Source organism: Streptomyces sp. NPDC006687 (genome assembly GCF_040636215.1).
Classification (GTDB): domain Bacteria; phylum Actinomycetota; class Actinomycetes; order Streptomycetales; family Streptomycetaceae; genus Streptomyces.
In genome coordinates, this window is the sequence record NZ_JBEYJJ010000001.1 from 406,909 (window position 1) to 430,027 (window position 23,119).

Consider the following 23,119-nt stretch of genomic DNA (forward strand, 5'->3'; position numbering starts at 1 on the left):
GGCACCCCGGTACGGGTCCAGTATTTCGCAGGTGGGACGCCCCGGCCCCGGGACCCTCCCGGACGGTGTCCGCGGAGGGTGGCGGGGCCCGGCGGCGGCGCGGCGGTCAGGCGGCCTTGGTGAAGGAGACCACCGCCGGGGTGAGGGCCAGCTCCAGCACCTGGCGCACGTCGGTCACCGGGTGCACCTCCAGCCCCTCCAGCACCTCGCTCGGGACGTCGTCCAGGTCGGCCTCGTTGCGCTTGGGGATGATCACCGTGGTGAGCCCGGCCCGGTGCGCGGCGAGCAGCTTCTGCTTGACCCCGCCGATGGGCAGCACCCGTCCGGTCAGCGAGACCTCGCCGGTCATGGCCACGTCCGTGCGGACCTGGCGTCCGGAGAGCAGGGAGGCCAGCGCGGTGGTCATGGTGATGCCCGCGCTCGGCCCGTCCTTGGGGACGGCGCCCGCCGGGAAGTGGATGTGCACGCCCCGGTCCTTGAGGTCGGCGACCGGGAGTTCCAGCTCGGCGCCGTGCGAGCGCAGGAAGCTCAGCGCGATCTGCGCCGACTCCTTCATGACGTCGCCCAGCTGGCCGGTCAGGGTCAGCCCGGCGGCGCCCGTCTCCGGGTCGGCCAGGGACGCCTCGACGAAGAGCACGTCACCGCCGGCGCCCGTGACGGCGAGGCCGGTGGCCACGCCCGGCACCGCCGTGCGCCGCTCGGCCGGGTCCTGGGCGGATTCCGGCACGTGGTGCGGCCGGCCGATGAGGCCGCGCAGCTCGCCCGCGCCGATGGAGAAGGGGAACTCCCGCTCGCCCAGTTCGTGCTGCGCGGCGACCTTGCGCAGCAGCCGCGCGACGGACCGCTCCAGGGTGCGCACGCCCGCCTCGCGGGTGTACTCGCCGGCCAGCTTGCGCAGGGCGTCCTCCTCCAGGACCACCTCCTCGGCGGTCAGCCCGGCGCGCTCCAGCTGGCGGGGCAGCAGGTGGTCGCGGGCGATGACGATCTTCTCGTCCTCGGTGTAGCCGTCGAGGCGCACCAGTTCCATCCGGTCCGCGAGGGCCTCCGGGATGGCCTCCAGGACGTTCGCCGTGGCCAGGAAGACCACGTCGCTCAGGTCGAGCTCCACCTCCAGGTAGTGGTCGCGGAAGGTGTGGTTCTGCGCCGGGTCCAGCACCTCCAGCAGGGCCGCCGCGGGGTCGCCGCGGAAGTCGGAGCCGACCTTGTCGATCTCGTCGAGGAGCACGACCGGGTTCATGGACCCGGCCTCCTTGATGGCCCGCACGATCCGGCCGGGCAGGGCCCCGACGTAGGTCCGGCGGTGGCCGCGGATCTCGGCTTCGTCCCGCACGCCGCCGAGGGCGACCCGGACGAACTTGCGGCCCATGGCGTGGGCCACGCTCTCGCCGAGCGAGGTCTTGCCGACCCCGGGCGGCCCCACCAGCGCCAGGACGGCGCCGCCGCGCCGGCCGCCGATGACACCCATCCCCCGCTCGTGGCGCCGCTTGCGCACCGCGAGGTACTCGGTGATGCGGTCCTTCACGTCGTCCAGCCCGGCGTGCTCGGCGTCGAGCACGGCCCGCGCCCCCTGGATGTCGTACGCGTCCTCGCTGCGCTCGTTCCAGGGCAGTTCCAGGACGGTGTCCAGCCAGGTGCGGATCCAGGAGCCCTCGGGGCTCTGGTCGCTGGAGCGCTCCAGCTTGTCGACCTCCTTGAGGGCGGCCTCGCGCACCTTCTCGGGCAGGTCGGCGGCCTCGACGCGGGCGCGGTAGTCGTCGGACTCCTCGCCCTCCTTCTCCCCGCCCAGCTCGCGCAGCTCCTTGCGGACGGCCTCCAGCTGACGGCGGAGCAGGAACTCGCGCTGCTGCTTCTCGACGCCGTCCTGGACGTCCTTGGCGATGGACTCGGCCACGTCCTGCTCGGCGAGGTGGTCGCTGAGCGCCTTGACGGCGAGGCGCAGCCGGGCGACCGGGTCGACGGTCTCCAGCAGCTCGACCTTCTGCGTCACGGTCAGGAAGGGCGAGTACCCGGAGTTGTCGGCGAGCGCCGACACCCCCTCGATCTGCTGCACCCGGTCCACGACCTGCCAGGCGCCGCGCTTCTTGAGCCAGCTCGTGGCGAGGGCCTTGTACTCCTTGACGAGCTCGGCGGCCGCCCCGGGGAGCGGGTCGGGCACCTTCTCCTCGACGGTCTCCCCCTCGACCCAGAGCGCCGCCCCGGGCCCGGTGGTCCCGGCGCCGATCCGGACGCGCCCGCGCCCGCGGATCAGCGCCCCCGGATCGCCGTCGGACAGCCGCCCGACCTGCTCGACGGTCCCGAGCACACCGATGCCGGCGTACTTGCCGTCGACCCGCGGCACGAGCAGCACCCGGGGCTTCCCGCTGCCCCGCGCCGCCTGCGCGGCCTCGACGGCCGCGCGGACCTCGGCGTCGGACAGGTCCAGCGGGACGACCATCCCGGGCAGCACGACCTCGTCGTCGAGCGGCAGCACGGGCAGGGTGAGCGATACGGACGTCGAAGCCATGATCTTCCCTCCGGCAGTGAAGTTGAGCTATACCGGCTCAATGGTTCTGCGCGGGCTGTTGTTCCCCCAGACCCGTTCGCCGGGGGCGAACACCACGGGCGGGCCCCTCGGAGGACCCTGAGGCCATGACAGACATACGAAGAACCGTCAGCTCCGGCTCCCCGCTGGAACCCCGGATCGGCTTCTCCCGCGCGGTGCGCGCCGGCCGGTACGTGGCCGTCGCCGGCACGGCGCCGATCGGGGACGACGGCTCCACCGTCGCCCCGGGCGACGTCCACGCCCAGACGGTGCGCTGCCTGGACATCGCGGAGCGGGCCCTGCGGGAGGCCGGCGCCTCGCTGGAGCACGCCGTACGGACCCGGATCATGCTGACCGACATCACCCGCTGGGAGGAGGCGGCACGGGCCCACGGCGAACGCTTCGCCGCTGTCCGCCCGGCCGCGACGTTCGTGGAGGTGTCGCGCTTCATCGACCCCGCCTGGCTGGTCGAGGTGGAGGTCGACGCGGTCCTCGACGAGGACTAGAGGAAGGGCCGGGGAACCAGGGGACGGACGCGGACCAGAGGTCTAGGGGGTCGCGCGTACGCGGATGTCGCCGGAGCTGGTGCGCAGGGTGATGCGGGCCGGGGCGCCGGGGGTGTCGGCCAGGCCGAGGTCGCGGTCGCCGGAGGCGGTGGTGGCCGACAGCCGGTAGGGGGCCCGTGGAGCCGTCAGGGAGATGTTCCCGGAGCTGGTGGTGACGGAGACCGACCCGGGGGCCTTCGCGAACCCGGCCTCGGCGTCGCCCGAGGTGGCGCGGAACTCGACCTCCGACCCTTCCAGAGCGGTCGCGGTGATCCGCCCCGATTCGGTCCGGGCCTTCACCGGTCCCGTGATCCCCTCGGCCCTTATGTCACCGGAGGAGGTGGTCAGTTCGGCCCGGGCGACTCCCTTGACCGTGATGTCCCCGCTGCTGCTCTCGACCCGTACCCGGGCCGTGGCCGGGACCTCCAGGCGGTAGTCGGTCCAGCAGTCGTCGCGGCAGCCGTCGCTGAAGGTCAGCACCCCGCCGGTGACCCGCTGCCCGGGGGTCGGGGCCGCGCCTGCGCGGTAGTGGACGACCCGGCGTACGGTCACCCCGGGTCCGGAGCCGGGTGTCACCTCCACGTCGCCCCTGCGGGCGCCGGTGAGGTCCACCGCCGTGACCGCCTCGGCGACGGCGGCGTCGGCGTCGAGGGTGCGCACCGGGCCCTTCCCCGTCAGGGCGCAGCCGGACAGCAGGAGGACGGCCCCGAGGGCCGTGACGGCGAGGCGGGTCGAGGGGGTGTGGGATGCCATGCCGACGAGTCTGCCGAGCGGGGGGCCGGGGCGCGCGGGTGCGGGCATCCGAAGCGGGGGTGGAGCTGACACCACCCCGGCACCCGGGCTGCTTCACGCCCCGGTCACCACCGGCCGCTCCGAAGGCAGGCCCCACTCGCTCCACGAACCGTCGTACACCGCGGTCTCCCGGTACCCGGCCAGGGTCGCCCCCAGGGCGAGCACGCAGGCCGTGACCCCGGAACCGCAGCTGAAGCAGAGCCGCTCCCGCTCCCCGGTCAACGCCTCGAAGACCGCGCGGAGTTCCCCGGCGGGACGCATCAGCCCGCCCGGCCCCAGGAGGTCCCCGAACGGCAGGTTCAGCGCGCCCGGCATGTGCCCGGCGCGCAGCCCCGGCCGGGGCTCGGGGGCGGTACCGGCGAAGCGCTCCCGGGTCCGGGCGTCGAGGACGGCGGCATCCGGGTCGGCGAGGGCCCGGGCGACGGTGCCGGCGTCCACCAGCAGCCCCGGGCGCGGCCGGGCGGTGAAGGACCCGCGCGGCCCCTCGTACACCGCCGGACCGGATTCGACGGGCAGCCCGGCACCGCTCCAGGCGGGCAGCCCGCCGTCGAGCACGGCGGCCCGGCCGAAGCCCATGGCCCGCAGCATCCACCAGGCCCGGGCACTGGAGTAGACCCCGGCGGCGTCGTACACCACCACGGCGTCGTCGTCCCCGACCCCGAGCCCCCGCAGCGCCTCCTGGAACGCGGCCGCCGTGGGCATGGTGTGGGGGGCGGGGGCGGTGTGGTCGGAGAGCACCCCGTCCAGATCGAAGGGCCGCGCCCCGGGAATCCGCACGGCTCCGCCCCGGTGCGCCCCGACGGACGCGTCGAACACCACGACCCGCCCGAGCCGCGCGGCAAGCCATCCGGCCCCGACGAGGGGACCGGGCATCTCCAGCGGCTCGAACGTCTCGGACACGTGCATGTGCGGCCCTCCGGGGCAGGATCGGTTCGGGAGAAGGTCTCATCGTCCGTCCGCGTCGGGCCGGCCTGTCAAGGGCGACGGCCCGGCCCGTCACCTCAGCCGCACCCGCCCCGTCGCGCGTAGACGGCCACCCGCGCGCCCCGGACCTCGGTCACCGAGCAGCGGTCGAAGGCGGCGGTCAGGGCGGTGCGTTTGGCCGTCTCCGCCGGGGAGCGGTCCAGGGGCTGGTCCGGGGGGTCCTGGAGGGCCAGGACCCGGGGGGCGGAGAGCAGCGCCCGGCGGAGGGCGGGCGGGGGGAGTTCCGTGCCGTGGAGGGTGTGGGAAGGGGCCGGGGGTGCGGCCAGGGCCACGTCGTGGAGGCGGCCGTAGACCTCGGGCGAGGACAGCAGCCACTCCCGCCTCCGGGACGGCATGAACAGCACCGCGTCCCCCGGCCGGGCCCGTACCCGTACCGCGGCGGCGACCGCGAGGGCGTCGTCCTTGCGGCTCTCCGGGGTCCGCAGCCACGCCGACCACACCCCCACCGGGATCAGGACCGCCACAGCCAGCACCCACGGCACCCACCCCCGCACCCGCACCGACGCCACCCACGCCCCCGCCAGCAGGGCCGCCCCGCTCAGGGCGTAGAGGACGTACCGGTCGACGTACCAGGGGTGGACCAGCGAGACCCCCATCAGCACCCCGGGCGGCAGCAGCGCCAGGGGCACCGCGACCCGGAGCAGCTCAGGCCGGTCCCGCTGCCCCCGGGCCAGCAGCGCCACCGCCGCCGCCAGCACCGCGTAGGCCGCCCAGTCCTGCCAGGCGGGCCGTCCCAGCCAGCCCAGCTGCCGCCGCGCCTGCCCGGCGCTCACCACCACCAGCGGCAGCAGCCCGGCGGCGACCGCCCCGGCCGCCCACCGCCAGCCGCGCTCCCGCCAGGCGGTGAAGCCGTGCGCGAGCAGGGCCAGCACGGCGAACTCGTGGAGCCAGCAGCCCAGCAGCAGCACCACCGCGTACGCGCCCCACCGGCGCCGCAGCATCAGGTACGTCGCCCAGGCCACCGCCGCCGCGACCAGGGCGTACGAGCGCCCCTCCTGCCCGTACATCTGCACCGGCGGCAGCAGGACGTACACGGCACCCGCCCCCAGCGCGGCCCGCTCCCCCGCCAGCCGGTGCGCCACGGCGGCCACCCCCGCGGCGGCCAGGGCCGTTCCCGCGACGGACGGCAGCCGCAGCACCCACAGGCCGGCCCCGCCGGCGCCGGCCTCCCCCCCTACGGCGAACACGGCGTGCATGACGGCGTAATACAGCCCGTGGACGGCGTCGACCTGCCCGAGCAGCTGCCGGATCTCCCCGGCGGGCCGGTGCGCCACCTGCCAGGTCGTGGACTCGTCGCGCCACATGCTGCCCCCGCCCGGCCCCCGCGCCAGCCCCCACAGGCCGAGGAGGAGGAAGGCGAGCAGCGACGGGAACCAGCGCCAGGGGGCCAAGCGGTGGATGACGTCCTCCGGGGTGCTTTCCGATGCGGGTCGGGGCCTCCATACTCGGGGGCGGTACGGGTGACCCGCTGGAGGTGCTGTGCGAGCGAAGCGAGCGGCCGGGGCCGCGGCGGTGGCAGCACTGCTCGCCGCGGTGTCCCTGGCGGGGTGCGGCCACGCCGGCCCCCCGCCCGCCCCGACCCCCGCGGGCGCCACGGCGCCGGCCACCTCACCCCCCTCGGCCGCCCTCACCCCACCCCCGTCCACCGAGCGCCTCCTGCGCGTCACCCGCAGCGGCGGTTTCGCCGGCCGCACCCGTACCCTCCTCGTCAACGGCGACGGTTCCTGGACCCTCCTCGGCGAACAGGACAAGCAGCTGCGCACGGGCCGGCTCGACGCCGCGCGGCTGGAGGATCTGCGCACGGCGCTCCGCGCCGCGGACTTCCCACACCTGCCCCGTACGACGGCCGCCGATCCGCCGGTCTACGACGGGTTCCGGTACTCCTTCGTCCACGGCGGCAGCGAGGTCTCGGCCGACGGGACGGCGCTCCCGCCGGCCCTGTCCCGGGTGCTGGAGGCCCTCCCCGGATTCGACGCCGCCTGAGGAATCGGCACCGGATCCCCGGGAAACACGCGAGCGATCCCGGATGAATCTCTGATTCCGGATGCCGTCGGGTCCTGTCCGAACCCTCCATGGCCGCAGGCCGGTGCCTCCTCTACGCTGCACCCCAGCCATCACGCGGATCATCAGGGGCGGGACATGGAACAGACGCACACCACCCACAGCGGAGCGGCCGCGGCCACCCCGGGTGCCCAGCGGCGCGTGCTGGTGGTCGAGGACGACCGCACCATCGCCGACGCCATCTCGGCCCGGCTGCGGGCCGAGGGCTTCCAGGTGCAGACCGCCTACGACGGCCCGGCCGCCGTGGCCGCGGCCGAGGGCTGGCTGCCGGAGCTGTTGGTCCTGGACGTCATGCTGCCCGGGTTCGACGGGCTGGAGGTGTGCCGGCGGGTGCAGGCGCAGCGGCCGGTGCCGGTGCTGATGCTGACCGCCCGGGACGACGAGACCGACATGCTGGTCGGTCTCGGGGTCGGGGCGGACGACTACATGACCAAGCCGTTCTCCATGCGCGAGCTGGCCGCCCGGGTCCACGTCCTGCTGCGCCGGGTCGAGCGGGCCACGCAGGCCGCGACCGCCCCGCGCGGGGCGACCCTGCGCCTCGGCGACCTGGAGATCGACCACGCGCAGCGACGGGTGCGGGTGCAGGCGGAGGACGTGCACCTGACACCGACCGAGTTCGACCTGCTGGTCTGCCTGGCGGGGACCCCGCGGGCGGTGCTGTCGCGGGAGCAGCTGCTGGCGGAGGTATGGGACTGGGCCGACGCCTCGGGCACCCGGACGGTCGACAGCCACATCAAGGCCCTGCGCCGGAAGATCGGCGCGGAGCGGATCCGTACGGTCCACGGCGTCGGGTACGCCCTGGAGACCCCGGCCCAGTCGTGAGCGCCGGGCGTGACCGGGGGCGCGGTGTGGGCCGCTCCGGAGCCGGTGCTCGCACCGGGGGGCTGCGGCCGTTCTCCCCCTTCTCGATCAAGACGAAGCTGGGCCTGCTCGTCGTGGTGTCGGTGTTCATCACCACGGGCCTGCTGATGGTGGCGCTGCGCACGGACACGGAGCTGCGGTTCATCACGGTCTTCTCGGTGATCGCCTCGATGCTGATCACGCAGATCGTCGCGCACGGTCTGACGGCCCCGCTGGACGAGATGACGACGGTCGCCCGGGCCATCTCGCACGGGGACTACACGCGCCGGGTGAGCGGGGCCGGGCGGCGGGACGAACTGGGCGATCTGGCGTCGACGATCAACCGGATGGCCGGTGATCTGGAGGCCGAGGACAGGCACCGTCGAGAGCTGGTCGCGAACGTCTCGCACGAGCTGCGGACTCCGATCGCGGCGTTGCGGGCGGTCCTGGAGAACGTGGTGGACGGGGTCTCGGAGGCCGATCCGGAGACCATGCGGACGATGCTGAAGCAGGCCGAGCGGCTGGGCCGGCTGGTGGAGACGCTGCTGGACCTGTCGCGGGTGGACAACGGGGTGGTGCCGCTGAAGGCGCGCCGCTTCGAGGTGTGGCCGTATCTGTCGGGGGTGCTGAAGGAGTCGGGGCTGGCGGCCGCGGGGCGGCCGGGGCTGACGTCCGGTTCGGGCGGGCACACCCGTAACGACGTGCACCTCCACCTGGACGTGCATCCTCCGGAGCTGACCGCGTACGCGGACGCGGAGCGGCTGCACCAGGTGGTGGCCAACCTGATCGACAACGCGGTGAAGCACAGCCCGGCGCTCGGCCGGGTCACGGTCCGGGCACGCGCGGGCGACACGCCCGGGAGCCTGGCGCTGGAGGTCGTGGACGAGGGGCCGGGGATTCCGGAGGCGGAGCGGCACCGGGTCTTCGAGCGGTTCAACCGGGGGGCCGCCGTGGGCGGCGACGGGGGGACGGGGCTGGGGCTGGCGATCGCCCGCTGGGCCGTTGGCCTGCACGGAGGGGACATCCGCGTGGCCGAATCGTCACGTGGTTGCCGAATCCTTGTCACCCTTCCGGGCAGCTCCGCGGCGTCGTCTTGACGTAGGGTTCGAGTGCGAAGGACATGATCTCGGCCACATGTGCCCGGGGTCGGCAGGGGTGCGAGGCCAAGGGGGTCGCAACCTGGCTGCCCCCTACCCGAACCACGCTTGTTTCCCGCCATTCCACGCGACGAAACCCGCCGTTCGGTGTGACCTGCGCGACGTAAGTCCGGCCCGGCCTGCATTGCACCGCCGGGGAGGCGTAGCCTTTATTCCCGCTGTCCATACCTTGTGAAGCGGAAGAGGGCGGTTGCCGCCGTGTCGCCACAGTCCCCCAGTAACCCGAGCACCACGACCGACGCAGCAGAGGGCGGGAAGACCCCTGCCTCAGGCTTCGGCGCGAATGAGTGGCTCGTCGACGAGATCTATCAGCAGTACCTCCAGGACCCGAACTCGGTCGACCGGGCCTGGTGGGACTTCTTCGCCGACTACAAGCCGGGGGGCGCTGCCGCTGCCGCTCCGGTGAAGTCCGGCGGCCCCGAGAAGTCCGCGACGACGGATGGCGCCTCCGCACAGGCCGCCACCGCACCCGTCGGGATCACGCAGGCCGCCGACGCCGCCACGGGGGCGGCGCCCGCCGCGCCTTCCCCCGCCGCGACCACACCCGTGTCAGCTCCTTCCCCTGCTCCTGCCACCCCCTCTGGTGCCCCTGCTGTGACTGTCACCTCCCAGGCCCCGGCCGCCGCACCGGCCGCGCCCTCCCCTCAGGCACAGGCTCCGGCCGCCGCCACCACGCCGGCGCAGAAGGCCGCGCCCGCCGCCGGAGCCCCGCAGGGCCCCGAGCTGGTGACGCTCCGCGGTCCCGCCGCCGCCGTGGCCAAGAACATGAACGCCTCGCTGGAGGTGCCGACGGCCACGTCCGTGCGCGCCGTCCCGGTGAAGCTGCTGTTCGACAACCGCATCGTCATCAACAACCACCTCAAGCGCGCCCGCGGTGGGAAGATCTCCTTCACCCACCTCATCGGCTACGCGATGGTGCAGGCCATCAAGGCCATGCCGTCGATGAACTACTCCTTCGCGGAGAAGGACGGCAAGCCGACCCTGGTCAAGCCGGAGCACGTGAACTTCGGCCTCGCGATCGACCTGGTGAAGCCGAACGGCGACCGCCAGCTCGTCGTCGCGGGCATCAAGAAGGCCGAGACGCTGAACTTCTTCGAGTTCTGGCAGGCGTACGAGGACATCGTCCGCCGCGCCCGCGTCGGCAAGCTGACGATGGACGACTTCACCGGCGTCACCGTCTCGCTGACCAACCCCGGCGGCCTGGGCACCGTCCACTCGGTGCCGCGTCTGATGCCCGGACAGTCGGTCATCATGGGCGTCGGCTCCATGGACTACCCCGCCGAGTTCCAGGGCACCTCGCAGGACACCCTGAACAAGCTGGGCATCTCCAAGGTCATGACCCTGACCTCGACCTACGACCACCGGGTCATCCAGGGCGCGGCCTCCGGCGAGTTCCTGCGGATCGTCGCCAACCTGCTGCTCGGCGAGGACGGCTTCTACGACAGCGTCTTCGAGTCGCTGCGGATCCCGTACGAGCCGGTCCGCTGGATGCGCGACATCGACGCCTCGCACGACGACGACGTCACGAAGGCCGCCCGTGTCTTCGAGCTGATCCACTCCTACCGGGTCCGCGGCCACGTCATGGCCGACACCGACCCGCTGGAGTACAAGCAGCGCAAGCACCCCGACCTCGACATCACCGAGCACGGCCTCACCCTGTGGGACCTGGAGCGGGAGTTCGCGGTCGGCGGCTTCGCCGGCAAGTCGATGATGAAGCTGCGCGACATCCTCGGCGTGCTGCGCGACTCGTACTGCCGCACCACCGGCGTCGAGTTCATGCACATCCAGGACCCGAAGCAGCGCCGCTGGATCCAGGACCGCATCGAGCGCGCGCACTCCAAGCCGGAGCGCGAGGAGCAGCTGCGCATCCTGCGCCGCCTGAACGCGGCGGAGGCGTTCGAGACCTTCCTGCAGACGAAGTACGTCGGCCAGAAGCGCTTCTCGCTGGAGGGCGGCGAGTCCGTCATCCCGCTGCTCGACGCCGTCATCGACTCGGCCGCCGAGGCCCGCCTCGACGAGGTCGTCATCGGCATGGCCCACCGCGGCCGCCTGAACGTGCTGGCGAACATCGTCGGCAAGTCGTACGCGCAGATCTTCCGCGAGTTCGAGGGCAACCTCGACCCGAAGTCCATGCACGGCTCCGGCGACGTCAAGTACCACCTGGGTGCCGAGGGCACCTTCACGGGCCTGGACGGGGAGCAGATCAAGGTCTCGCTCGTCGCCAACCCCTCGCACCTGGAGGCCGTGGACCCGGTCCTGGAGGGTGTGGCCCGCGCGAAGCAGGACGTCATCGGCAAGGCCGGCACGGACTTCACCGTCCTGCCCGTCGCCCTGCACGGCGACGCCGCGTTCGCCGGCCAGGGCGTGGTCGCCGAGACGCTGAACATGTCGCAGCTGCGCGGCTACCGCACCGGCGGCACCGTCCACGTCGTGATCAACAACCAGGTCGGCTTCACCGCCGCCCCGGAGTCCTCGCGTTCCTCGATGTACGCGACCGACGTGGCCCGCATGATCGAGGCGCCGATCTTCCACGTGAACGGCGACGACCCGGAGGCCGTGGTCCGCGTCGCGCGGCTGGCCTTCGAGTTCCGTCAGGCGTTCAACAAGGACGTCGTGATCGACCTCATCTGCTACCGCCGCCGCGGTCACAACGAGTCGGACAACCCGGCGTTCACGCAGCCGCTGATGTACGACCTGATCGACAAGAAGCGCTCGGTGCGCAAGCTGTACACCGAGTCGCTCATCGGTCGCGGTGACATCACGCTGGAAGAGGCCGAGCAGGCGCTCCAGGACTTCCAGGGCCAGCTGGAGAAGGTCTTCGCGGAGGTCCGCGAGGCCGCCACGCAGCCCGCGGCCGCCCCGGCGGTCCCGGCCGCGCAGCCCCAGTTCCCGGTGGCCGTGAACACGGCGATCTCCCCGGAGGTCGTCAAGCGGATCGCCGAGTCCCAGGTCAACATCCCCGAGGGCCACACGGTCCACCCGCGTCTGCTGCCCCAGCTGCAGCGCCGCGCGGCGATGATCGACGAGGGCACCATCGACTGGGGCATGGGCGAGACCCTGGCCTTCGGTTCGCTGCTCATGGAGGGCACCCCGGTCCGCCTGTCGGGCCAGGACTCCCGCCGCGGCACCTTCGGCCAGCGCCACGCCGTCCTCATCGACCGGGAGACCGGCAAGGACTACACGCCGCTGCAGTACCTCTCGGACGACCAGGCGCGTTACAACGTCTACGACTCGCTGCTGTCCGAGTACGCGGCGATGGGCTTCGAGTACGGCTACTCGCTGGCCCGCCCGGACGCGCTGGTGCTGTGGGAGGCCCAGTTCGGTGACTTCGTCAACGGCGCGCAGACCGTCGTCGACGAGTTCATCTCCTCGGCCGAGCAGAAGTGGGGCCAGACCTCCGGCGTCACGCTGCTGCTGCCGCACGGCTACGAGGGCCAGGGCCCGGACCACTCGTCCGCGCGCCCCGAGCGCTTCCTGCAGATGTGCGCGCAGGACAACATGACGGTCGCGATGCCGACCCTGCCGTCGAACTACTTCCACCTGCTGCGCTGGCAGGTCCACAACCCGCACCACAAGCCGCTCATCGTCTTCACCCCGAAGTCGATGCTGCGTCTGAAGGCCGCGGCGTCGAAGGCGGAGGAGTTCACGAGCGGTTCGTTCCGTCCGGTCATCGGGGACGCCACGGTCGACCCGAACGCCGTGCGCAAGGTCGTCTTCTGCGCGGGCAAGGTCTACTACGACCTGGAGGCCGAGCGGGAGAAGCGCGGGATCACCGACACCGCGATCATCCGCATCGAGCGGCTGTACCCGCTGCCGGGTGCGGAGCTCCAGGCGGAGATCGCCAAGTTCCCGAACGCGGCGAAGTACATCTGGGCGCAGGAGGAGCCGGCGAACCAGGGTGCGTGGCCGTTCATCGCGCTGAACCTGATCGACCACCTCGACCTGGCGGTCGGCGCGGACATCCCGGCGGGCGAGCGGCTGCGGCGCATCTCGCGTCCGCACGGTTCGTCGCCGGCGGTGGGCTCGGCCAAGCGCCACCAGGCGGAGCAGCAGCTGCTGATCAACGAGGTCTTCGAGGCGTAGTCGCCGACGCGACCCGCACGGCAGACGGAAGGCCCGGCCCCCACAGCGGGGGCCGGGCCTTCCGGCCGTTGCGGGGGGGGGCGGCGCCGTCGGCCCGCTACGGCTGGGGTTCGAAGTCCCAGTACGGGCGCATGCGCTGGCGGGCGGAGACGGTGTGCAGGTGCTGGGGTCCCAGGGTGCGGGTGAGGGCCTTGAGGCCGGCTTCCTCGTGTTTGGCGGCCTCCGTGTCCTCCCGGACGGCGCGGAGGTCGGCGGCCAGGGCGATCTGGGCGCTGAGGGTCATCGGGTGGTCGGGGCCGAGGACCTGTTCGGTGGCGCGGAGGGTCTCGCGGCTGAGCTCCAGGGCGGAGTCCAGACGGCCGGTGATGTCGCGGTGGCCGGTGGCGTTGAGGGCGCAGCCCAGGGTCCAGGGGTGGCGGTCGCCGAGGGCTCCCCGCATACCGGTCAGGGCCTGTTCGGCGAGGTTCAGGGCCTCGGTGCGTTCGCCCTGGGCGCGCAGGACCAGGGCCAGGTTGCCGACCGTGCCGATGCTGTACGGGTGGGCGAGGCCGAGCTGGGACTGGTAGCCGCGCACGACGTCCTCGGAGATCCGGCGGGCCTCCTCGATGTCCCCGTACTCACGCAGGTAAGTGGCGTAGTCGGAGGCGACCATCAGGGTCCAGGGGAAGGCGGCGCCGAAGACGCGGGTGGAGCGTTCCCAGACGCTGCGCAGGCGGGCGCCGGCGCCGGGGATGTCGCCGGTGCGGCGCAGGCACTGGCCGAGGTTGTGTTCGGCGCGCAGCGTCTGCGGGTGGTTGGCGCCGAGGACCTGGAGGTGGAGTTTGAGGCCCTGTTCCTGGCGTGCGAGCGCTTCGCGGTAGCGCCCCATCAGGCGCAGGCCCATGGCGCAGCCGATGCCGGAGGAGAGGGTGGCGATGTGCCGGACGCGCAGGACGCGTTCGCGGCGGCGCAGGGTGTCCAGGTCGGTGTCGTACGCCTCCTGGTAGCGGCCGAGGAGGCGCAGGACGACGGCGACGTTGTTCTGGGCGTTGAGGGTGGTGGTGTGGTCCTCGCCGAGGAGTTCGCGGTAGCTGGTGAAGGCGTGTTCCAGGAGGGCGCGGGCCTGGTCGAACTTGGCGGTGCTGAGCAGGACGCCCGCGTAGGTGCTGGTGGCGCGCAGCGTTTCCAGGTCGCGGTCGCCGCGTTCGGTGATGAGCCGGTCGGCGACCTGGCGGGCGAGGGCCTCGGCCTGGCGGAAGTGGCCGAGCATCCGCAGGGCTCCGCCGTAGGGGTAGCTGAGTTCGCGGACCTGGTCGTGGTCGTCGCCGAGCATGGCCCGCCAGATGTGGTCGGTCTGTTCGGACAGGCGCAGGCAGGTGCGGTACTCGCCGGCGAGCATCAGGTAGCGCAGGCAGTGCAGCAGGAAGTTCTGGATGCGGGGGTTGGTACTGGTCAGCACGCCGGCGGGTTCGAGGTGCGGGACGAGTTCGGCGTAGCGGGGCCAGAGCCGGGAGTCGGTGGGGAGGCCGGGGTCGGCGGCGGCGAGGACCTGGCGGACGGCGCGGGAGAGCTGGGCGGCCTCGTCCTCGGCGAGGTTCTCGCGGACGATGTTGTGGACCATGCGGTGCAGCTGGACGGTCTCCAGCCCGCCGCCCTCCTCCTCGGACAGGTCGGAGTACTCCAGGCGGACGACGGAGAACTGGACGAGTTTGTTGAGGGCGGCGTTCCAGCGGATCTGGTCGTTGACGATGCCCGCGAGGTGTTCGGGGACGTCGTCGGCGGGGAAGTCGCGCAGCAGCCGCAGCGGGACCCGGCCGGGGGCGAAGAAGACGAACAGCCGCAGCAGGGCGAGGGCGTCGGGGAAGTTCTCGCGGACGTTGTTGAGGAGTATCGCCAGGGCGGTGGGGAAGGGCAGCGGGTAGTCGTCGGAGAGGGTGACGGCCTCGTGGGAATCCAGGCGGCTCTGGAGGAGGTCGAGGTACTCGCCGACGCCGAGCGGGGAGTCGGCGAGCCAGCCGGCGGTCTGGTCGAGGGCGAGGGGGTAGTCCTCCAGGGCCTCGGCGAGCTGGTGGGCCTCCTCGCCGGTGAGGCGGTGGGCCCGGCGGCGGATGAAGGTGACGGACTCGCGGCGGGCGTAGAGGGGCACTTCGACGAGGCTGGTGTGGCGGGCGGCCCACTCCCGGTTGCGGGAGGTGATGATGACGTCGCCGGCGCCGGAGGGCAGCAGGTCGGTGAGGTCGTCGGGGTGGTCGCAGCCGTCGAAGACCAACAGCCAGCGGTGGAAGGGGAAGCCGCGCCGCAGGGCCTCCAGGACGGCGCGGATCTGTTCGCCGTAGCTGCCGGCGCCGCGCGGCAGGCCCAGTTCGGGGGCCAGGTCGGCGAGGCGTTCGCGGAGGGTGGGGCGGTCCTCGGCGGGGACCCACCAGACGACGTCGTACTCGGAGGCGAAGCGGTAGGCGTACTCGGTGGCGACCTGGGTCTTGCCGACGCCCGACATGCCCAGGAGGGTGACGGTGGAGGCGCCGGGCGGGGCCTCGGTGAGGGCGTCGCGCAGCCGGCCGATGACGTCGTTGCGGCCGGTGAAGCGGGGGTTGCGGCGCGGGACGCGGCCCCAGACCTCGGGCGGGTCGTTGGGGAAGCGGGGGCCGCGGCGGCCGCTCTCGGTGCCGATGCGGTCGGTGGGCAGGTCGAGGCGGCGCAGGACGCGGTACTCCGCCTCGTAGGCGTCCAGGCCCCACAGGTCGGTCTTCTCCAGGGCGGCGACGGCGCTGGGCAGCGGGGCGTCGGTGAGGCAGACGGCGGCGAACCGGCCGGGGTGGGCCTCGGTGACGGTGCGCAGGGCGGTGTTCCACTCCTCGTCGGTGTGGGTACCGGCGGAGAAGTAGCGTTCGCTGAGGACGACGATGACCGTGCCGCCCGCCCGCGCGAGGTCGTCGAGGGCTTCGGTGATGCCGGGGCCGGTCTGCGGGTCCCAGCGCTGGAGGGCGACGCGGTGGCCGTGCTCCTCCAGGCGGTGGGCGATCCACACCGCCCAGGGGCGGTTGAAGCCCGCGAAGCTGATGACGAAGCGCTGGGGCTGGGCGGCTCCGTCGCGGTCGTGGCGCGTACCGGTACCGGTCATGCGGCCGTCTCCCTGGGGTGTCCGGGCGGTGGACGGGGTGCGGGGCGGTGCGGGGGCGCTGCCGGTGCCGCGCGGGCTTGCGGGCGGCCGTGGCGGCAGGGCCGTGCGAGGGGCGGGGTTGAAAGGTACCGCAGCACACGGCCCGTCAGGCCCCTGCGTGCTCCGCGAGTTCGGGGTGTGCCGCGTACCAGGCGCGGCGGGCGCGTTCGAGGGCGCGGCGGGCGGTGGTGTGCTGGTGGCCGGGGGGCGGCAGCTCGTCCATGGCCCGCTCGGCGGCGGCCATACCGGAGACGAACTCCCGTCCGGCGGGGGTGAGTCGGGGGTGGGCGCGGAGGGCGGGCAGGACGGCGGCGACCTGGGCCCGGATCCGGGCGTGCTGGGCCCAGGCGCCGCGGGCCCCGTAGAGGGCGGCGCGCTGCCAGTAGCCGGCCAGGGCGAGGTGGGCGTAGGTGCCGTGCAGCAGCCCTTCCAGGGGGCGCGGGTCGGCGCGCCAGGGGGCCCAGTGGCGGGGGGTGCGGTCGGCGGTGTGGAGGGTGAGGACGTCGGTGAGGGCGGCGAGCTTGCCGTGCTGCACCTCGTGGACGAGGGTGGCGGCGAGCGCGGGCGGGGACTGGCCGCGGGCGAGGACGGCGCCGGCGGCGGCGGGCAGGGTGGCGCCGCTGGAGCGGGAGCCGCCGCCGAGGGGGACGACGCAGCGCAGGAGGCGGGCGGTCTCGTCGGCGCGGGCGGAGTCGTAGCGCTCCAGGAGGGTGAGCGCGCCGGCCCACTGGGTGTCCCAGCGTTTGTGGCCCTTGGGGGTGAGCCGGCGGGCCGGGCGTACGGGCGCGGGATGGCCGGTGGCCGGGGCCCGGTAGGGGTCGAGGTCGTCGAGGGAGGTGCGGCCGCCGGGCAGGGGGTGCAGGGGGAGGACGTCGCCGGCGTCCCAGGAGCGTTCGGTGAGGGCGAGGGGGCCGGTCCGCTCGGGGAGCAGCACGCCGAGGGTGGGCAGGGCGAGGCGGCCGTGGGCGGGGCGGAGGGTGGTCTTGAAGCCGATGCCGGCGCGCAGCGCGGCGGCGACGGCGAGGGCCCCGAGGTGCCCGAGGTCGGGGGCGGGGCCGTGCGGGGCGTGCAGCCGGCGCAGGGTCTCCTCGGCCCACACCCCGGTGGAGGGGTAGTGCAGGACGTCCCGCACGGCGTGGGGGTCCTGCCGTTCGGCCTCTTCCAGCAGCCCCCACCATTCCGCGGCCTCGGGCCCGGGGGCCGCGTCGAGGACGGCCCGCAGCAGGAGCAGCCGCTTGGAGCGCCGGATGTCGCCGACGAGGCGGAGCCCTTCGGGGGAGGGTTCGGTGGAGGCGAGGGCCCGCAGGGCGGACGCGGCGACGGTGAACCGGGGGAGGGCGGCCCCCGGGGCGGGGCGCTGGCCGGGGAGCACGGTGCGGCCGTCCGGGGTGGTCCGCGCGGGGTCGGTGGGTGCGGGGTGGGTCATGAGGCGGGCCGTCGGTTCGTGGCGGCCGTGTGGACCGCGCGGGCGATGTGGCGGATCAGGGTCTGGAGGTCCGCGCAGTACACGGACGGCTGGTGGAAGCCCTCGCCCTCGCGGTAGCGGTGGGGGTAGTGGCCGCCGCCGCAGACCTCCACGAGCGGGCAGGAGCGGCAGTCCGCGGCCAGGGCCTCGCGGCCGAGCTGGCGGGCGGCGAAGCCGGGGTGGTCGAGGAGGTCGTCGAAGCTGTGGGTGTCGAGGGTCATGCCGGTGGCCGCGGCCCCTTCGTAGGCGGACTTCAGGGAATCGGCCTGCTCGATGCTGCCGTCGGTCTCCACCACGGCGGTGGTGGCGGGTGCCAGGCCGAGGCTCTCGGTGGCGGCGGGGAGGCCCAGCAGCAGGGCGATGACCTCCTCGAAGATCCGGATCCGGGTGCGGCGCGCCGGCTCGTGCCACCAGCGTTCGAAGACGGCGATCAGCCAGTCGCCGTACGGGGTGGCGGTGGCGGGCCCCGGCGGCCCGGGCGGCGGGGCGCTCCAGTTGGCCAGGGGCAGCAGGAGGCCGATGGCGGGCGGGGCGAACGCGAGGAGGGACTCGTACGTCTCCACCGGGTCCTGGGCGACGTCGGCCACGCACAGCACCCCGGCGTACGCGGCGGGGTGCCGGGCGAGCAGCCGCAGGCCGCGGGCGGCGGCGCCGAAGCCGGGCCGTCCGGCGTGGTCCACGCGGCGGGCGTTGTGGGCGGGGAGCCCGCCGTCGAGGCTGACCCCGATCCGGATGCCGGCGGCGGCCAGGGCGGCGATGCGACCCCGGGTGAGGAGGGTGGCGTTGGTCTGCACACTGGCGGTGACCCGGGTGCCGGGCGAGCGGCGGGCCAGGGCGGCCCGTACCGCGTCGACGGGCGCGGCCAGTTCGGCGGGGGCGGCGAGCAAGGGTTCGCCGCCGTGCAGGACGAGGTCCACGCGGGGCAGCCCGTGCGCGGCGGCGTGCTCGGCGATGCGGTCGGCGGCGCGCAGGGCGGTGGCGGGGGCCATGGCGGCGGGGCGGGTGCGCCAGCTCTGGTCGGCCATCTCGTAGACGTAGCAGTAGGTGCAGGCGAGGTTGCAGCGGCTGTGCGTCTTGAGCACGAACTGCCGGACCGGGTGGGGCCGGTGGCCCGCGGCCCGCAGGGCGGGGACGTCGAGGCGGGCGTACGGCCAGGGGGCGTGGCGGGCGTGCCGGGCCTGGGCGGCGAGGACGGCGGGGGCGGCCGGGCCGCGGTGGGCGGGCAGCGCGGGGCCGCCCGTGATCGTTCGGCGCATCGCCCGTACCTCCTCTCCCGGCCACCGTTGCGGGACCCGGCCTCCAGGACGGTCCATCCCTGCCCTCCGGGCGGCTCCGGCTAACGGCGGAAAGTGGTCAACTCCGGGCGGTCCGGACGCGCCGGAGGGCGGGTCAGGTGACCCCCGAGTCGAAGGCGTTGAGGATCTCGGCCGGGTGGGTCACCCGCTCCACCAGCCCCTCGATGACCTCGGCCAGCACCGGATGGGCGATCCCGCGCAGGGCGGGCAGGTCGAGCCCGGAGAGGTCGGGGAGCTGCCCCGGACAGGGCCGGGGATGGGATGGGGCCACTTCCTGACGTCCGGTCACCATGGGCTGCCCGTCCCCCTGTCTCGCACCGTGATGGAAACTGAATTGCGGTGGAATACCGCGATCTGCCCTTTGGTCTGCCGTTTGACCTTTGATCTGCCCTTTCCCGCGGTCCGGCGGGGGGAAACGGCTCATCCGCCGCTCTCCAGCGCATCGATCCGCGCCCGCACGACACCGGAGCGCTCCCCTTCGGGCAGGCCCTGGCGCTGCCACAGCTCCAGCGCGGCCCGGTAGGCGTCGAGGGCCGCCCGGGGGCGGGCCAGGTGCTCCAGGACCCCGCCGCGCAGCTCCTGGACGCGGGCGGCGAGCCGGAGGGCGGCGCCGGTGTCGTCGGGTCCCGCCTCCAGGGCGGCGCGCCAGGCCCGCCGGTAGGAGTCCGCCGCCCGGTCGAGGCGGTCGGTGGTGTGGGTGTGGACGTGGATCTCCTGCTGGACGTCGCCGTGGTCGCGCCAGGCGCGGGCCCGCTCCAGGGCGCTGGGGCTCTGCCGGACGGCGAGCTCCAGGAGGTACTCGGCCTCGCGGAGGTCGACCAGGTCGCCCTCGTAGGTGTGCCGCAGCCGCAGCCCGGAGGCGAGCCGCAGCAGCCGGTACGCGGCCCCCGGGTCGGACTGGGCCACCGCCGACCGGCTCTCGCGCAGCACCCGTACGGCGGTGGAGGCGAAGCGGCGGCCGTCGGCGGCGCGGGCCCGCTCCAGGAGGACGTCGCCCCACTCGGGCAGCAGTTCGGCGTAGGCGTCCCCGTCGCGGGGGATCAGCCGCCGGGCCCGTCCGTACGCCTCGGCCGCCTCCTCCAGGGCCACCGGGTCCCCGTCGCGGGCGTACCGGGCGCGGTGGACGCGGGCCAGGCAGAGCAGCGCGGCCAGCCGCAGCTCGGGCTCCCCGACGGCCTCGTCGAGCGCCCGCAGCAGCTGCCCCCGCGCCTCCTCCAGCCGCGCGGGCAGGTACCGCAGGGCCCCGGCCAGCTGCACCCGCACCCCCACCACCCGTCGCCCCCACCTCCGCCCCCGGGAGGCGCCCCGCCCCGGGCCGGCGGGGCCGGCGCCGCTGCCCGTAGGCCGGTCCGACGCGGCCGGCCCGTCCGGTACGCCGGGACCTCCCGCCGGGCCCGCCGGCCGGGCGCCGCTCCCCCGGTCGGAGCCCTCGGCCGGGGTACCGGAGCCCTCCGGGGCTCCGGCCCGGGGGCCGGCCCCGCCCGGGGCTTCCGCCGGCTCGCGTGCTCCGGCCGCACCGCCCCTGGCGGCGGGGCCGTCGGCGGGAGGGGGCACGACGGGGTCAGGGCCGACGGCCCCGGACGGCCCCTCCCCCGGGCCGGCCCCGTCGGAGGGGCCCTCGGACGGAGCCGCTGGGGCGGCCCCGTCGCCGGGGCTGTCCGGGGCGGCCGGGGCCGCCTGGGGCGTCGGGCCGGCCGGGCCGGTGGGGGTGGCCGGGTCCGCCACGCCGGTCCGGGTCGCCGGGTCCACGGGGGCCGGCGGGGCGGGGTCGGGGAGCGGGGGGGCCTCCAGGAGGGTGAGGGCCGTTTCGAGGGTGGCGGCCGCGCGTTCCGCCAGGGGGGCGGGGTCGGTGGTGAGGGGCAGGAGGGCCAGGAGGACTTCGCCGAGGGACAGGAGGGCGTCCAGGTCGGTCGCGGCCAGGGGCTCCAGCGTCGCCAGGGCCTCGTGCAGCGGGCCCGGGTCCGCGCGGAGTTCCGCCAGGCGGAGCAGGGCGCGGGCCCGTCGCACCGCGCAGTCCACCCGCAGGCCCGCCTCCCCCGCCGCGGCCCCGGCCGAAGCGAACTCCCGCGCGGCGGCGGCCAGCAGCGGTTCCGCCCCGGGCCCCGGCGCCGACGCCAGGGCCCGCTCGTACAGCACCCGGCCCAGCGCCGCCCACCCCCGGGCGGTCCGCAGCCCGGTCACGGCCCGCTCGGCCTCGTCGAGGAGCTCGGGGTCGCGCTGCACCGCCCACAACCGCAGCAGCACCCCCGCCAGTTCGGTCTCGGCCTCCTCCGGCGGGTCGCCGGGCCCGGCCGGTACCGTCACGGCCCGCCGCAGCAGGGCGGCGGCGTCGTGCAGGTGGCGGGCGTCGCCGTCGGCGTCGCCGAGGAGCAGCCGCTCGCGCGCCGCCCGCACCGACGCGGCCCGGCCCGGCGGCCGGGGCGCGGGCGCCGGTTCCGGCTCCGGGTCCTCCTCCGGCGGTCCCGGCAGGTAGCGGCGTACGACCTTGGCCGAGACCTGTGCGAAAGCCTGCGGCAGCGGCCCGGCCGGCGCCGGCTCCCCCTCCTCGCCCGGCTCCGGCTCCCCCGGCTGCCCCGCCGGGACGGGCTCGCCCGTCAGCTGGGAGACGGCGAGCGCGGGGAAGTTGCGTACGCCCCGGCCGAAGTGCGCCAGGACGTACTCCGAGCAGTGCTTGAGCACCAGCGCGGCCTCGTCCCGCCCCAGCGGCCCCAGCAGCACGTCCTGCACCCCGGGTACGAACTCGTACCACGGCCCGGGCCCGGCCCCGCTGCGCCGCAGCAGCCCGCTGAGCAGTACCTCGGCGAGGTCGGACGGCTCGGAGTCGGGCAGCATCGTGCGCTGCACCAGCCGCATCACGGGCAGGGTCAGCGGCGCCGCCGACAGGTACACGGCGAGCTGTACGGCGCCCGGCGCGGCGGAGGAGCGGAAGCGGCGCACCAGCTCGTGCGGGGGCCGGGCGGCGCGCGGCAGCGGGACGGGGGCGGCCGGGTGGCGGGCCAGCACCCGGCCCACCTCGGCCGGTACGGGCCCCGAGCCGAGGCCGGCGACGAGCCGCGCCCAGGCGCCGAGGGCGGTCGCGTTCGGCGGGAGCACCGGCACGGTGAGCCCGCCGGTGGGCCGCCCGGGCCGGGTGGGCCGGTCCGGGCGGAACCGCAGCCCGGGCCCGCCGCCGCTGCCCTGCGCACCGGGACCGCCCGCGCAGGGGCCGCCGCCCGGGGCCCGGTCCAGCACCCCCCGCTCGGTCGGCAGCCAGCTGCGGGCCCACAGCCGCTGCGGCAGGGGCTGGACCACCACGCAGGGGGCGCATCCGGCCCAGCGGTGCAGCAGCCGCTGGGCCTCGCCCTCCCGCCACACCTGCCCGGCGCAGTCGGAGACCAGCATGGTCAGCGCCCGGCCGGTGGGGTCGCGCAGCTGGTCCCCGGAGCGCACCCCGCTGCCGGGCGAGGGGCCGCGGCCGACGGCGGCGGTGCCGTCGGGCAGGCGGTGCAGATAGTGCACCTGGACGTCGCGGAAGGCGCCCAGCCGCTCGCACACCGCCCGCAGTTCGTCGAACATGTCCTGCCACACGGCCATCGACGGCGAGGCGTCCATCACCAGCCGTACGGTCGCCTCCCGCCGGCTCTCGGGCCGGAAGACGGGCAGGACCAGCCCGAGGGCGCGGGCACTGGCCTCGGCGGTGGCGCCCTCGTCGAGGACGGTACGGGTGGGCCGCCCGGGCGGCCGGTGGCGCTGGAGGGCGCGCAGGGCCCGCTGTATGTCGAGTATCCGGGGTAACGCGGCCGCGCCCGGCACCCGTACGGGGACCCCGGCGGCGACGGGCACCTCCGCGTCGGACGCGCCGGCGGCCCGGCCCGCGGCGGGGTAGAGCGTGACGGGGTCCTCGGGCTGCCCGTCCTCCTCCCGCACCGGGCCGGGCGGCGGCTCCCCGGCGTCCCGCGCCGCGCTCCCGTCGGCGGGCCGCCCGGACGCCGCCCCGGCCCGGGCCCGGCGGGGTGCGGGGCCGGGCCCGGCATCGGGCGGGGCCGGGCGGGCCTCCTGCCGGGCCCGGGCGGCGGCCAGCCACAGGGCGTCGGCGAGCTCCTCGGGGGACGGGTCGAGCCCGGCGGCCCGCAGGACCCCGGCCAGGGCGCGCACCGGGTCGGCGGGGCCCGGGCCGGCGGCGGGGCTCCGGCCGTCGGGGTCGCGGCCGGCGTCGTACAGGCCCGTGGGGCCGTCGTCCGTGTGCTCGGGGGGCACC

The 23,119-nt window shown here is 75.1% G+C and carries 14 protein-coding genes; 5 read left to right on the forward strand and 9 right to left on the reverse strand.

The window, feature by feature from the left end; all coding sequences use genetic code 11:
* Positions 1-106: 106 nt before the first annotated feature.
* On the reverse strand, positions 107-2,503 hold the full coding sequence (gene lon / locus ABZ716_RS01845) for an endopeptidase La (RefSeq protein ID WP_358955708.1): 2,397 nt from the start codon (positions 2,501-2,503) through the stop codon (positions 107-109).
* 125 nt (positions 2,504-2,628) lie between these two features.
* Here lon and ABZ716_RS01850 point away from each other — a divergent pair, with 125 nt between their 5' ends.
* Positions 2,629-3,027 carry a RidA family protein gene (locus tag ABZ716_RS01850; RefSeq protein WP_358955711.1) on the forward strand — a complete coding sequence of 133 codons (399 nt, stop codon included), beginning with the start codon at positions 2,629-2,631 and terminating at the stop codon, positions 3,025-3,027.
* Between the two features lie 42 nt (positions 3,028-3,069).
* Here the strand turns inward: ABZ716_RS01850 and ABZ716_RS01855 are convergent, their stop codons facing one another.
* The 3 genes from ABZ716_RS01855 to ABZ716_RS01865 form a co-directional block, all read right to left on the reverse strand.
* Complete coding sequence (locus tag ABZ716_RS01855; RefSeq protein WP_358955714.1) at positions 3,070-3,819, reverse strand: DUF4097 family beta strand repeat-containing protein; 750 nt, start codon at positions 3,817-3,819, stop codon at positions 3,070-3,072.
* 93 nt (positions 3,820-3,912) lie between these two features.
* Positions 3,913-4,764, reverse strand: a complete 852-nt coding sequence (locus ABZ716_RS01860) for a sulfurtransferase (RefSeq protein WP_358812525.1) — start codon at positions 4,762-4,764, stop codon at positions 3,913-3,915.
* A 95-nt stretch (positions 4,765-4,859) separates the two neighbouring features.
* Positions 4,860-6,233, reverse strand: coding sequence for a hypothetical protein (locus tag ABZ716_RS01865; protein ID WP_358955716.1), 1,374 nt, complete (start codon positions 6,231-6,233; stop codon positions 4,860-4,862).
* Positions 6,234-6,321: 88 nt separating this feature from the next.
* Here ABZ716_RS01865 and ABZ716_RS01870 point away from each other — a divergent pair, with 88 nt between their 5' ends.
* The 4 genes from ABZ716_RS01870 (at position 6,322) to ABZ716_RS01885 (ending at position 12,983) form a co-directional block, all read left to right on the forward strand.
* Positions 6,322-6,825: a hypothetical protein gene (locus tag ABZ716_RS01870; protein WP_358955719.1), complete on the forward strand. Its 504-nt coding sequence runs from the start codon at positions 6,322-6,324 to the stop codon at positions 6,823-6,825.
* Between the two features lie 156 nt (positions 6,826-6,981).
* Positions 6,982-7,725 carry a response regulator transcription factor gene (locus tag ABZ716_RS01875; protein ID WP_351879231.1) on the forward strand — a complete coding sequence of 248 codons (744 nt, stop codon included), beginning with the start codon at positions 6,982-6,984 and terminating at the stop codon, positions 7,723-7,725.
* A gap of 62 nt (positions 7,726-7,787) precedes the next feature.
* Entirely contained in the window at positions 7,788-8,840 is a 1,053-nt protein-coding gene (locus ABZ716_RS01880) for an ATP-binding protein (RefSeq protein WP_351879511.1), read from the forward strand.
* Positions 8,841-9,098: 258 nt separating this feature from the next.
* Complete coding sequence (locus tag ABZ716_RS01885; protein ID WP_358955722.1) at positions 9,099-12,983, forward strand: multifunctional oxoglutarate decarboxylase/oxoglutarate dehydrogenase thiamine pyrophosphate-binding subunit/dihydrolipoyllysine-residue succinyltransferase subunit; 3,885 nt, start codon at positions 9,099-9,101, stop codon at positions 12,981-12,983.
* Between the two features lie 97 nt (positions 12,984-13,080).
* Here ABZ716_RS01885 and fxsT read toward each other — a convergent pair whose 3' ends face one another.
* The 5 genes from fxsT to ABZ716_RS01910 form a co-directional block, all read right to left on the reverse strand.
* Entirely contained in the window at positions 13,081-16,083 is a 3,003-nt protein-coding gene (fxsT, locus tag ABZ716_RS01890) for an FxSxx-COOH system tetratricopeptide repeat protein (protein ID WP_358955725.1), read from the reverse strand.
* A gap of 145 nt (positions 16,084-16,228) precedes the next feature.
* Complete coding sequence (locus ABZ716_RS01895) at positions 16,229-17,548, reverse strand: HEXXH motif-containing putative peptide modification protein (protein WP_358955728.1); 1,320 nt, start codon at positions 17,546-17,548, stop codon at positions 16,229-16,231.
* On the reverse strand, positions 17,545-18,843 hold the full coding sequence (locus ABZ716_RS01900) for an FxsB family cyclophane-forming radical SAM/SPASM peptide maturase (protein WP_358955731.1): 1,299 nt from the start codon (positions 18,841-18,843) through the stop codon (positions 17,545-17,547). Before ABZ716_RS01900 ends, ABZ716_RS01895 begins: the two co-directional genes overlap by 4 nt.
* Before the next feature lie 133 nt (positions 18,844-18,976).
* Positions 18,977-19,153 (reverse strand): FxSxx-COOH cyclophane-containing RiPP peptide, encoded by a 177-nt coding sequence (fxsA, locus tag ABZ716_RS01905; RefSeq protein WP_358955734.1) that lies wholly within the window; start codon positions 19,151-19,153, stop codon positions 18,977-18,979.
* A 149-nt stretch (positions 19,154-19,302) separates the two neighbouring features.
* Positions 19,303-23,118 (reverse strand): SAV_2336 N-terminal domain-related protein, encoded by a 3,816-nt coding sequence (locus ABZ716_RS01910; protein WP_358955737.1) that lies wholly within the window; start codon positions 23,116-23,118, stop codon positions 19,303-19,305.
* Position 23,119 lies beyond the last annotated feature (1 nt).